The sequence below is a fragment of the Terrilactibacillus laevilacticus genome (assembly GCF_006517395.1).
Classification (GTDB): Bacteria; Bacillota; Bacilli; order Bacillales; family Sporolactobacillaceae; genus Terrilactibacillus; species Terrilactibacillus laevilacticus.
In genome coordinates, this window is record NZ_VDCY01000023.1 from 1 (window position 1) to 12553 (window position 12553).

General features: G+C 37.2%; 13 protein-coding genes and 1 rRNA gene. 6 read left to right on the forward strand and 8 right to left on the reverse strand.

Going from position 1 to position 12553, the window contains the following annotated elements:
• Nucleotides 1–181 precede the first annotated feature (181 nt).
• The 7 genes from FG390_RS15015 to FG390_RS15045 form a co-directional block, all read right to left on the reverse strand.
• On the reverse strand, nucleotides 182–814 hold the full coding sequence (locus FG390_RS15015; RefSeq protein ID WP_141191852.1) for a response regulator transcription factor: 633 nt from the start codon (nucleotides 812–814) through the stop codon (nucleotides 182–184).
• The gene (locus FG390_RS15020; protein ID WP_141191853.1) at nucleotides 807–1841 is read right to left on the reverse strand and encodes a sensor histidine kinase; all 1035 of its coding nucleotides are present in this window, start codon (nucleotides 1839–1841) and stop codon (nucleotides 807–809) included. Before FG390_RS15020 ends, FG390_RS15015 begins: the two co-directional genes overlap by 8 nt.
• Nucleotides 1838–2572, reverse strand: coding sequence for a cell wall-active antibiotics response protein LiaF (gene liaF, locus FG390_RS15025; RefSeq protein ID WP_141191854.1), 735 nt, complete (start codon nucleotides 2570–2572; stop codon nucleotides 1838–1840). The genes FG390_RS15020 and liaF overlap by 4 nt, the downstream gene beginning before the upstream one ends.
• A 445-nt stretch (nucleotides 2573–3017) precedes the next feature.
• Nucleotides 3018–3644, reverse strand: a complete 627-nt coding sequence (locus FG390_RS15030) for a PspA/IM30 family protein (RefSeq protein WP_141191855.1) — start codon at nucleotides 3642–3644, stop codon at nucleotides 3018–3020.
• A 30-nt stretch (nucleotides 3645–3674) separates the two neighbouring features.
• Nucleotides 3675–4013 (reverse strand): lmo0954 family membrane protein, encoded by a 339-nt coding sequence (locus tag FG390_RS15035; RefSeq protein WP_141191856.1) that lies wholly within the window; start codon nucleotides 4011–4013, stop codon nucleotides 3675–3677.
• Nucleotides 4014–4222: 209 nt separating this feature from the next.
• Nucleotides 4223–5320: an FUSC family protein gene (locus FG390_RS15040; RefSeq protein WP_141191857.1), complete on the reverse strand. Its 1098-nt coding sequence runs from the start codon at nucleotides 5318–5320 to the stop codon at nucleotides 4223–4225.
• 107 nt (nucleotides 5321–5427) lie between these two features.
• Nucleotides 5428–6720 (reverse strand): glutamate-1-semialdehyde 2,1-aminomutase, encoded by a 1293-nt coding sequence (locus tag FG390_RS15045; RefSeq protein WP_141191858.1) that lies wholly within the window; start codon nucleotides 6718–6720, stop codon nucleotides 5428–5430.
• Between the two features lie 509 nt (nucleotides 6721–7229).
• On the opposite strand from FG390_RS15045, the gene FG390_RS15050 reads away from it, so the two are divergent.
• From FG390_RS15050 to perR, 5 genes are all read left to right on the forward strand, one after another.
• Complete coding sequence (locus FG390_RS15050) at nucleotides 7230–8228, forward strand: zinc-binding dehydrogenase (protein ID WP_141191859.1); 999 nt, start codon at nucleotides 7230–7232, stop codon at nucleotides 8226–8228.
• A gap of 15 nt (nucleotides 8229–8243) precedes the next feature.
• Nucleotides 8244–8708: a thioredoxin-dependent thiol peroxidase gene (gene bcp / locus FG390_RS15055; protein WP_141191860.1), complete on the forward strand. Its 465-nt coding sequence runs from the start codon at nucleotides 8244–8246 to the stop codon at nucleotides 8706–8708.
• A gap of 32 nt (nucleotides 8709–8740) precedes the next feature.
• A complete protein-coding gene (locus FG390_RS15060; protein ID WP_141191861.1) occupies nucleotides 8741–9853 on the forward strand; it encodes an aminopeptidase in 1113 nt (370 codons plus the stop codon).
• A 249-nt stretch (nucleotides 9854–10102) separates the two neighbouring features.
• Nucleotides 10103–10657 (forward strand): cob(I)yrinic acid a,c-diamide adenosyltransferase, encoded by a 555-nt coding sequence (locus FG390_RS15065; protein ID WP_309147221.1) that lies wholly within the window; start codon nucleotides 10103–10105, stop codon nucleotides 10655–10657.
• Nucleotides 10658–10813: 156 nt separating this feature from the next.
• Nucleotides 10814–11266: a peroxide-responsive transcriptional repressor PerR gene (perR, locus tag FG390_RS15070; protein WP_141191863.1), complete on the forward strand. Its 453-nt coding sequence runs from the start codon at nucleotides 10814–10816 to the stop codon at nucleotides 11264–11266.
• Nucleotides 11267–12154: 888 nt separating this feature from the next.
• On the opposite strand, the gene FG390_RS15075 is transcribed toward perR, so the two are convergent.
• The gene (locus FG390_RS15075; RefSeq protein ID WP_141191864.1) at nucleotides 12155–12352 is read right to left on the reverse strand and encodes a hypothetical protein; all 198 of its coding nucleotides are present in this window, start codon (nucleotides 12350–12352) and stop codon (nucleotides 12155–12157) included.
• A gap of 19 nt (nucleotides 12353–12371) precedes the next feature.
• On the opposite strand from FG390_RS15075, the gene FG390_RS15080 reads away from it, so the two are divergent.
• Nucleotides 12372–12553, forward strand: a 16S ribosomal RNA gene (locus tag FG390_RS15080); the annotation flags it as partial.

Below are 12553 nucleotides of genomic sequence, written 5' to 3' on the forward strand. Positions count from 1 at the left end.
TTTTTCATTTATTTCATGCAGTAAAGCATAACGAAAAAGCTGATTAAATAGCCCTATACCGGTGTATTTTAGAAAATCGGTGAATAATTCAGGTTGACTTTAAACTCCACAAGAATAAGGATCAATGTAAAAAGCAATCTACATTGATCCTTGATTTTTTATTATAAAATAAAACTGTCAGTTAGCTTGTTAATTTATGTTTAAATGCATAAATAACGGCTTGTGTTCTGTCCTGGACTTCTAATTTACTAAGTATATTACTCACATGTACTTTGACCGTTTTAAGAGAAATGAATAGAGTATCTGCGATTTCTTGATTAGAATGACCTTTTGAAATGAGAAGGAGAATTTCCATTTCTCGAGGTGTTAATTCTTCATGTGGCAGACGGACCTTTTTTTGATTAAGGTGCTTCATCATTTTACCGGTGACTTCGGGTTCTAGAACGGAATGGCCCTGAAAGGTGGAACGGATCGCATTAGCTATATCACTCGCCCGGGATGTTTTTAACATATAACTAACAGCACCAGCTTCCATCGCTGGATATATTTTATCATCATCTAGAAAACTAGTAACAATGATAATTTTGGCTTCTGGCCAAGCTTTGACTATGCGCCTTGTCGCTTCAATTCCATCCATTTCATCCATGACAAGATCCATCAAGATGATGTCTGGTCGTAATTCTAACGCAAGATCAATGGCGACTATACCATTTTCAGCTTCCCCTACGACCTCCATATCTGGTTGAGCCGTTAAATAAGAAGATACCCCAATTCTCACCATCTCATGATCATCAACAAATAAAACACTAATCATTATTATTCTCCTCCACAATAGGCACCTTAACTTCCAAACGAGTTCCTTTTTTAGCAAGACTAACAACTTTCACAGTGCCACCGATTTCCATTGCACGCTCTTTCATATTTTGCAGGCCGTATGAACCTGACTTAGCCTTATTGACATCAAAACCTTGTCCATCATCAATGAGGCGCATAATCACAAATTGATCTCTCCTAATTAGTAGAACATCGAGAGATTCAGCTCTTGCATGTCTTAACGTATTCGATACACATTCTTGCAAGATTCTAAAAAGATGATTTTCTACACCAATCGGCAATGCAATAGATTCAATCTTCCATTTAATCACTAAATTTACTTTTGTTCGAAGCTCTTGAAGCAACTCTTCCATACCTTCTTTGAGTGATTTGCCTTTTAGTTGAATTGGGCGTAAATGAAGGAGAAGGGCCCTCATTTCCAATTGGGATTGTTGAATCATTTGTTCAATTAATTTGAGTTGTTTTGATTCCATATGATTTAAATCCGAATGTGTTTCATTAATGGTTGACATCAACATAGAAGCTGCAAATAACTGCTGACTGACCGAGTCATGTAATTCTCGAGCTAATCTGGATCGCTCTTCTGAAACAATGTCTTGGATTAATTTCTCTTTTGTTTCAACATTTTCACTTACAATTTTCTGTGTACGCAAGGTTTGATCCTTCAATTGCTTATGAATGGTATATAAATGATTAATAATCGTTTGAATTTCCTTCTTCTTTTCAGGTAGAACACTCTCGCTCAAATTTCCTTGCTCAAATTGGTTAAGCGTCTCATCAATCGTCTTAAAATGTCCCCGCCAATACAGAATGGACATAATACCATAAATGAGTCCAAGTAGAACAATGATGATGACGATAAATAGAATAAGCGGAATGTGTGCAATATTTTCACTCCAAAGTAAAGACCAACGATGAAGAGGAAAAACATAAAAGATAATAACAGCACAGGTGATAAAAGAAATAAGGGCAGTTAATATCCCACCAAAGAGAGATCTTTTTATCATATGTGTTTCACCTCCAGATTTCCTGCAACCATAGAGGTAATAATTTTCATACGCTGCTTTGAATCTTCATAGCCCTCTGTACGAAAGGCTACGGTCTCATTTAGTAATCGAGGTTCCTGATGTTGAAAAATTTGGGCACGTCCGGCCATTGCAGAGTGATTGATCGATATTTCAATATCATAAGGAACTAGAATTTGAATATTACCTACGAAATGACGGATCGAGATAACAGATTCGCAGTTGGGCAAAATGGTGTTACTTAAATCAATGATGGTGTCACCGATCCCAGCTTGAATGTTAATGTCATCCCATTCATAAATTTGATCTGTTGTCTGTTTACCGAAAAGCATATTTTTAAGTAAGGTGGTACGTTTGTGTAGGGGTCTATTCATGATCCTATTAGGATCAGTCTCCTTTACTGTAGGAGAAAGCAGGTTTGGTTCTTTCTTAGATTTTAAGAATAAATAAACAAAATAAATGAGAATGACAAAAAGTAAAAATTTAAAAGCCGCCATATTAATCATGGTGATAATAATGCCAACCCATCCAACCCCAAATAAAAACTTCCCACGATTATCATGGAGTCGTTTTCTTCCATAAAAAATACATCCAGTAAATAGAAGTAGAAGAAAAAGACTGTGCCAATCAAAAAAAATGACCTGCACAAAAAGAAGGATGACAGCAATCATAAACATCCAACTAAAAAAATCGGTCCTTATTCGTTCAATCATGATTCATCCTTCTTTCTGCTCATGCGTTATTATGTATATAAAGGTCTTTATGTTAACCATGTTAAGTAACTATATGATTATCCCACCTTAACGGGCAGTAAAGACCCCACCTCGAGATTCTGAATATTCGAAGATGATAGGTGGGGATCAACTGCCCGTAAAGGTCCGATTGGTTCAGGCTAACCATCAGTGGGGGATTGAGGCAGGCTAAAAACGCGACGTCCTGTCGCAACGCCTGCACAGCACATCCTGTACGTCGAACCCCCCCATTGATGGAAGGTTCACTTTATTTTGTCCATAGCCTCTATTAGCATATCATTATTTGATTATCTATTGAATAGTGGATTTAAGATTAAAATAGCAATCCCAAACCTCTAATTAAACATTAGTTAAATAAAGGAGAGGGATTAATGATTTGAGCCTTATAATGCTATATTAGATAGGTTTACTTTTCTAATTTTTTTTCAAGTTCAGCAATTCTTGTGTCAATGGTTTCACGATGATAGGACGAATTCACTTGGTATTCTAAACGATCAAGATAGAGCTCAGTATCTTCAAAACGAGAGAAAGCAGAGTCTCCTATTTTCTCAGTTTGTAAGACTTGATTAATTTGGTGATTCGCACGTGCTGTGTTTTCCCGCCCCATTAATTCCAGACGCTTTAAATGCATATCTTTAAGCTTTATTTTCATTTCTGCATATTTTTGTTCTAAATGCTCGAGTTGCTCGGTTGTCGTATCATACGATTGTTTCAGTCGAACGGCAGCTTCCTCGTAATAGGTTTGTTCTTTTAATGCAAACTCACACAAGTCTTTTTCATCGGCTCTGGATGCGATATCGACTTGTTTTTTTCTTTTTTCAGCTAATTCCAGTGTTTGATGATATTCTCTAATAAATTGTTCTTTTAAAAGATATTGACGGCTAATTAGTTTACGAACCTTTTCTGTTTCTTTTTCACATTGGCGTAAATAGGTGTTGAGCATAGCGATGGGATTTTTTTGTTCTTTCTTGTCTAATAGTTCATTAATATCAGATGAAATCGTATTCTTTATTCGAGAGAAAATGTTTGGCATAAGGTTCACTCCTTATAATTTAGTTAATGATTATTTTAGTTCCATCCATTGTTTTTCAAAATGATCAAAGGGATCATCAGATTCCTGGTCTGAGGGTTTTTCATTCTTCCACTTTTTATAAATAAAGTAGAGAACAACTAGAGCCAATATTCCAATCAATGAAGGTATATTTGAGATGGCTGTGATGGCGGCAATACCACCGACAATGAACCAAGCCACCTTCCCAAACGTTGATTCAGACTTTTGAAAGAATTTGTATGAAAAATAAACAACCGCTAAACTGATCGCAAGTCCAATGAGTGGACCAATATTAGCTAATAAAATGATTAGTGATACAGCTCCGATTAAAAACAAGAAAAACTTCTTCATTTGTTATGACCTCCTTCCATGACTCTATGATAGTTTAGAGCGCGAATCATCATAATGATCCAGAGGGTTATTTTAGAATAAGACTTAAGACGTATTATTGAATGGTTAAAACTTGCCGATTGCGGGGCTAGAGGCACAGACAAAGGCTAAGTGAATTTTTATGCTTTCTTAAATGAAAGAAAAAAACACTTCCAAAACTCTTGGAAGTGTTACAGTGAATCAAAATCATCTGGTTTAAGTTTGATTTTATTTTCTTTCTTGTGGTAGGTCTGAAAACTTTCAATTAAAAGATCTAGGTGTTCAATATTTTGACTATAATCAACGATCAAAGAAATAAGTGGGAAGAGATTTAACCATTCCTCTTTATTGACTTCATCATTTCCATAATAGGAAATAAAGGATTCGGCGATTTTTGTTTTATGGCGAAAGTTTTCTTTCATCTGCTCACGGTGATGTTGGCGTTTAATTTTACCATTAAATTTTAATAAAACACGTTCATGGTAAGACATGAGACCATCAAGCTGCTTTCTTAACGTTATTTTAAAATCTTCGGGTAGTTGATTATAATCATTTTCGTTTCGATCCAAGGATTTTAAAATATCATGCAATCGGTTGGTTGTTGCCATCATATGCTTAAAAATAACAGAGATTCGATATTTGGCAAAACGCTGTTTCCGAGTATAGGCTCTTTCTTCTTTATACCATTGATAGAAATTAAATATTTTCACCTTTGTATCATCAAATTGATTGAGTTCAGATTTGATTTTTGTGTTTTCAGAAGCTTGCTGACTTAGTAGGCGTACCCATTTAAATAACTCGGTCGTTTGATTTAATATATTGTAGTAAAAACGATTTTCATATTTCGGTGGAAGAAATACGAGATTTACGATTGTAGCTGATAAAACGCCTATAATAACGAGGATCACTCGGTCTAAAGAGTATAGAATAAAATGTTGATTTGACGGTGTATCGCTGACCATAATGACGATCGCTGTAACCATAGTTAAAGTAATGGTTGTTTGTAATTTTAATTTCAACATTATGGCGATGACAATAATGACAGCTAAACCAATGATGATGGGGCTCGTTCCAATAAAATAAACAAATAAAACCGCAACAATCGCACCTAGAAGATTTCCTTGAATGTTGTCAAACATACTTCGAACGGATTGTTGGACAGAAGGTTGTGTTGCTACAGCAGCACCAATCCCAGCCATGGTTGGAGGGGTGAGGTGTAGTGCAGTCGCAATGAGTAAGGCGATGGTCACTGCCAATCCAGTTTTTAAGCTTCGAGCGCCTAATCTCATGGCATCTCCTCCTAAAATAAGGTAAAGAATATGTTAAAAATGCCGCTACTATGGGCATTTTTAACATAAGTTTAAATCAGATTTTGATTTGATTTATTTATGAGATCTTATTTTTTTAGTTGTGAGAAGGCATAATCAACAGCTTTTAATGTTTCATCAATATCATTTTCCCCATGTTCAGTCGTTATAAACCATGCTTCATATTTTGATGGAGCAAGATTGATTCCTTGGTGAAGCATGAGTTTAAAGAAACGTCCAAACATCTCGCTGTCTGTAGCTTTGGCATCATCGTAATTTTTTACCTTGTGATCGCCAAAATAAAGTGTCATGGCCCCTTTAAGACGATTAATCGTGATTGGCAGGTTATATTTTTCATTAATTTTTAGAATACCTTCTTCTAAACGTCTACCAAGAGCATCTAATTTTTCATATAAACCTGGTTCCTGTAATACTTCAAGACAAGCAATACCACTTGCCATAGAAGCGGGATTTCCAGCCATTGTTCCAGCTTGGTAGGCTGGTCCTAGCGGAGCTACTTCATCCATGATTTCTTTTTTTCCACCGTAGGCGCCAATTGGAAGGCCGCCACCAATAATTTTTCCCATAGCTGTAAGGTCAGGTTCAACGCCAAGTAAGTTTTGTGCTCCGCCATACATGAAACGGAAGGCGGTAATGACTTCATCATAAATAACGAGTCCACCGGCTTCATGAACTAATTTATTGACAGCTTCTAAGAATCCTTTATCGGGTTCAACGATGCCAAAATTACCAACAATCGGTTCAACAAGGACCCCAGCCACGTCATCTCCCCACTTATCCAAAGCATGTTTTAATGCATCAATATCATTAAAAGGGATCGTTATCACTTCATTTGCTGTATTTTGCGTGACGCCAGCAGAGTCTGGTGAACCAAGAGTTGACGGACCGGAACCCGCAGCGACAAGAACGAGATCAAAATGGCCATGATAACAACCAGCAAATTTTAAGATCTTTGTGCGTCCCGTATAGGCCCGTGCTACGCGGATGGTTGTCATGACGGATTCTGTTCCGGAGTTTGTGAATCGAACTTTATCTAATGAAGGAATCGCCTCTTTTAACATTTTAGCGAATTTGATTTCAAGTTTTGTTGGTGTTCCATAAAGAACCCCGTTTTCAGCTGCTGTTTTAATGGCTTCGGTAATGTGAGGATGGGCATGCCCAGTGATGATAGGACCATAAGCGGCTAAATAATCAATGTATCGGTTTCCATCCTCATCCCAGAAATACGGTCCTTTCGCTGTTTTCATAAAAACAGGTGCGCCTCCGCCAACGGCTTTATATGCGCGAGAAGGGCTATTTACGCCTCCAACAATATGTTCTAGAGCTTCATCATACAGCCTTTCGGAAGTTTCTATATTCATCCTTAGTAACATCCTTTCTATTTAATGAAATAGGATAACAAATTGATATGTATAACCATTGAACATTATTATAAGTACATGTTCAGAAAGGTGACAAACGAAAAGGGTTATTGGCTAAGTACGCTGGCATCCTGCAAGAAACGCCAGTACTAGCCCGTCCTGGGCGTCGGAAGGAAAAGAGCGGCGCACTTCTTTAGGACCGGCATTCCACATGATGTGGTAGCTTCAGGCGCCCGCCACAGGACGTGAGCGATTTTAGCCAGCGATCCTCTTGTTGCTACATGAGGACCGGAAAAACAAGCGGGCGACCGAGATTCGCAAGTTATCATTTGGTGACTTTTTGAACAACCTCTATAAGTATGTTCCATTTCTTTATATTTCTCAAGTCATAGCTGTGAACAATTCGTGTATGAGATCAGGCAATATGAAACAATTCATCATGTTACGCCATCGCATCATTTGAGAATTTAACTTAAATTTGAGAAAATACGATTAAGAGGTGAAATAATATGAAAGCTATCGTGCATGAAGGAGCTCCAGGAATTAAGGGACTACATAAAAAAGATGATTTTCCTGAACAATCTGTTAGTCAGGGAGAAGTTAAAATTAGACTAAAAGTAGCGGGTATGAATCATCGAGATCTTTTTGTTCTTCAGCGTCATAAGGAAGATGAACCTGCGCTTATTATTGGATCGGATGGATCTGGAGTCATCGATGAGGTAGGAGAAGGGGTATCGAAATATAAAGTTGGTGATGAAGTAATCATTATCCCAAGTTTACGTTGGCGGACGAAAAGCGCCGCACCACCAGCTGATTTTGACATTCTTGGTTTACCTGATCATGGGACCTTTGCAGAGACGATTGTTTTAAATGAAGAACAAGTCGCCTTAAAACCAGACTATTTAAGTTTTGAAGAAGCGGGGATATTAGCATTAAGTGGTTTAACGGGATATCGTGCGCTTTTTACACAAGGCCAATTAACATCCAGGCAAACCGTCTTTATTCCCGGTATTGGAGGAGGTGTTGCGACCTTAATGCTTCAGATGGCCAAAAGTGTGGGTGCTAAGGTCATTGTCTCTTCTAGAAGTGAAGAAAAAAGAAAAAAGGCGCTTGAACTAGGAGCCACACTTGCGATTGGAAATGATGAAGATTGGTCAGAAGTATTAAAAGATACGAAAGTTGATCTAGTCATCGAAAGTGTTGGTGCGGCAACATGGAATAGATCCCTTAAGGTTTTGAAAAAGGGAGGAACCATCGTCGCCTTTGGATCATCAACAGGAGACATTGTTGAGATGAACTTAAGAGAATTTTTCTATGGTCAATATCGTTTCTTTGGTTCCACAATGGGAAGTATCGAGGAATTTCATGAGATGCTCAAACTTTTTTCTGATTATCAAATTAAGCCGATTGTGGATCGTGTTTTTAATTTTGATGAATTCGAAAAAGCTTTCGATTGGTTAGAAAAAGGGCAACAATTTGGGAAAATCGCATTAAAAATTAACGAATGAAGAGGGGTTTAACAAATGCTAGAGGCAGGAACAAAGGCGCCTGATTTTACTTTACAAACAACAACTGGAGAAAATCTCACTCTATCAAGTTTAAAAGGACAAACGGTGGTTCTTTATTTTTATCCAAAAGACATGACACCAGGGTGCACGACTGAGGCTTGTGATTTTCGAGATCAAACGGAAGTATTTAAAGCCCACAATGCGGTTGTTCTTGGTGTGAGTCCGGATCCAGTTGAAAAACATCAGAAATTCACAGAAAAACACGGTTTACCTTTTCCATTGCTTGCGGATGAAGACCACCAAGTTGCAGAATCATATGGTGTTTGGCAATTGAAAAAGAAATTTGGAAAAGAGTACATGGGGATTGTTCGTTCCACTTTTGTTATCGACAAAGAAGGTCAAATCGTTAAAGTATGGCCAAATGTTAAAGTAGCTGGCCACGTTGATGAAGTACTTGAAGTTGTTAAACAACATGAATAGGAAATCATTCAAAGTGATAGGGGATAGAGTCTATGAAAGATGAAAGAATAATAACCCTTGCCAAAACATTAATTCATCATTCTCTAAACTTAAAAGAGAAAGAACGTGTCCTTATCTCGGCAAGTTTATCGTCAAAACCTCTCATTCAAGCTTTGATTGATGAGGCATATGCGTCAGGCTGTTACCCATATGTTGACCTCAGTGACCAAGAAATTACTAAACAATTGATTATGGGGTATCAAGAAGAACAATTGGCTACAGAAGAAGGCTGGCGTCATCGTATCTATCATGACGTTGATGCGTTTATAAAAATCGTAGCAAATGAGAATGATGCAGAGTTAACAGACGTACCGGCAGAACAAATGAGACGCGTTGGCAAAGCATTAAAAAAATCAAATGATTATTTAATATCTAATCTAAGATGGGTACTATTAAATTATCCCACACCGTCTCTTGCACAAAAAGCAGGAATGAGTACCTCTAAATTTACGGACTATCTTCTTGAAGTATGTAATGTTGATTATGAAAAAATGGCTAAAGCTCAGGAACCCCTTAAAGAGTTATTAGAAAAAACAGATCGTGTAAGAATTGTGAGTCCTGGTACTGACCTTACCTTTTCAATAAAAAACATTCCGGTTGTCCCTTGTGCTGGAGAAAATAATATTCCGGACGGTGAAGTCTTTACAGCACCTGTGAAAGACAGTGTAAACGGCACGATTACATATAATACACCAAGTCCGTATCAAGGCATCACGTTTAATCATGTGAGTTTAACATTTAAGGATGGAAAAATTATAAAAGCGACAGCAGATAATAATAATGAAAGATTACAGGAAATATTTAATACGGATGAAGGTGCACGATATGTAGGCGAATTTGCCATAGGGGTTAACCCGCTTATTAAGGAACCAATGGGTGATATTTTATTTGATGAAAAAATATGTGGCAGCATTCATTTTACCCCTGGACAAGCTTATGAAGATGCAGACAACGGAAATCGTTCATCAATCCATTGGGATATGGTTCTGATTCAACGCCCTGAGTATGGAGGCGGAGAAATTTATTTTGATGATCAACTAATACGAAAAGATGGTCAATTTATTTTTGAAGAACTTAAAGGACTAAATCCAGATCAATTACACTAGGAGTAAAAGGCATGTGATTATGTTATCATTCGCATGTCTTTTTTACACTTTAAGAATAAGTGCGGGATTAGGCCTCTGTCTAGTCTACCGTTCCATATCTATTTAGAAGACACTTATCCTTTTTAAGGCGGCATATCATATATTTAAAATTCAGTCATACATATGTTGTGTCCCCAAATACATAACATAACGATACATTTAAGTCATAGCTCATTTTAAATTACCTAACTAAATTTGTAATAAGATGGAGTGAAGAGATTGAAGATATATACACGCACAGGCGATAAAGGGACAACATCCCTTGTTTATGGAAAACGAATCGCCAAGAATGATCCAAGAGTTGAAGCATATGGAACTTGTGATGAGGCAAATTCATTTATTGGATTAGCTCTTAGTCAATTAGAGAATACTATTCTCAAGAATGATGACCATATAAAGGTGCTTGTAGAGGTTCAAACACGTTTATTTCACGTAGGCTCAGAACTTTCTACACCAAGTGATAAAGATGTTCAATGGCGATTAACTAGTCAAGATGTAGAACATTTAGAAAATGCCATTGATTCAATTGAGAAACAATTATCTCCATTAAAAACCTTTATTTTACCAGGCGGAGAGATAGGCGCGAGTTACTTACATGTTGCAAGAACGGTAGTAAGACGGGCTGAAAGACTCACGATTTCACTGGAAAATATAAATCCAGATGTCTTAAGTTATTTAAATCGCTTGTCTGATTTATTATTCGTACTTGCTCGCTACGTCAACATGAAATTGGGTCAAGGTGACCGTTTGTTACACGAAAACTAAAACAGTTCTTTTAATATATTTTCATCTGCCTATTATGTGTATAGAGCGATAAAAGTAGAGTGTAAATGTTGACAGGAATCCTTTTTAACCTGTAAACTAATAATATAATTATAACTATTTTAATTTAATAATTAATGTCTTTTGAAAGTGAGGTGCATGGCGGTGACAGAAGAACATATTCAAGATGCAATTAATAGGTTAAAGGAAACAGGCGTCCGTATTACACCACAACGTCATGCCATTCTTGAATACTTGATTGTTTCTATGACACATCCAACTGCTGACGAAATATATAAGTCCCTTGAACATAAGTTTCCCAATATGAGCGTTGCTACTGTATACAATAATCTACGTGTTTTTAAAAAAACAGGATTGGTTAAAGAATTAACTTATGGTGACTCATCTAGTCGTTTTGATTTTGTCTCATCAGAGCACTATCATATGATTTGTAATTCATGTGGGAAAATAGTGGACTTCCATTATCCAGGACTTGATGAAGTGGAATCACTCGCTGAACAAGTGACAGGTTTTAAGGTAGATGGTCATCGTATGGAAGTGTACGGAACGTGTCCAGAGTGTCAAAAACAGAATAAGCAATTAAAAAGTTAATGAGGACTACGTTATGTGGTCCTTTTTTGTACTTTAAGAGGTTGCTTGAAAAAGTCACCAAATGATAGTGCGAATCTCGGCGCCCGCTTGTTTTTTTGGTCCTCATGTAGCGGATATAAGAAGATCGCTGGCTAAAATCGCTCACGTCCTGTGGCTGGCGCTTGAAGCTACCACATCATGTGGAATGCCGATCCTCGGGAACTGCGGCCGCTCTTAGCCTCCGACCCCTAGGACGGTCTAGTTACTCTCGTTCTTGCATGATGCGAGCATACTTAGCCAGTAACCCTTTTCATATGTCACCTTTTTGTACACACTTTAAGAAAGCATAAAAATTTAAGGTATAAAAACTAGGCCTCTGTCTACACCTTATAGGTTTGTCAATCGGCAAGTTTTTTTATACATATAATGATTTAACTTTTAAGGCGTTCCATTTATTTTAATCTTTCTATAGGAACTGTTGGACTTTGTTCCTCATAGCTCAAGATTGAAGTAAAAAACGTCAATTAATCACGTATTTCGATTAAGTTCACTAGCTTTCTACTTATTTTTAAAAAAGATATTGACGAAAGCCCTCATACATGGTAAATTATTAAACGTTGTTACAAAACTTAACGCTTTCAAAGGATTATATAAAATTAATAAAAAAACAATTTTAAATAACTGTTGACATTATTAATCTTTTAATATATAATTTATGAAGTCGCGAGTGAGACAATGAAGTTATTTAAAAAACATTTTAAAAAAAATGGTTGACAACTTGTTTTTAAAGTGTTATAATAACGAAGTCGCTAAAATGACAACAAGATGTTCTTTGAAAACTAAACAAAAGCCAAGCGTAATATCAAACGGGTAACACCGATTGATTTCTTTGAAAAAAAGAGCGATGGATCAAATGAAACGATTTAATGATTTGTTCATTATAAATGAACTATAACAGGTTAAGGGCCGTCGGTTAAGAGCGTCACGTTTTGTGATGACGCTGACGCTCGTACCTGTTAAAGGAAGTCGGTTAAGAACGTCACATCCTGTGACAACACCGACATTGTAATGAACTTCGACTAAGAACGCAACGTCCTGTTGCAACATCGAAGCTCGTACATCCTGTACTTCGGAGAGTTTGATCCTGGCTCAGGACGAACGCTGGCGGCGTGCCTAATACATGCAAGTCGAGCGCAGGAAGCAAAACAATCCTTCGGGTGCGTTTTGTGGAATGAGCGGCGGACGGGTGAGTAACACGTGGGCAACCTGCCTGTAAGACGGGGATAACTTCGGGAAACCGGGGCTAAT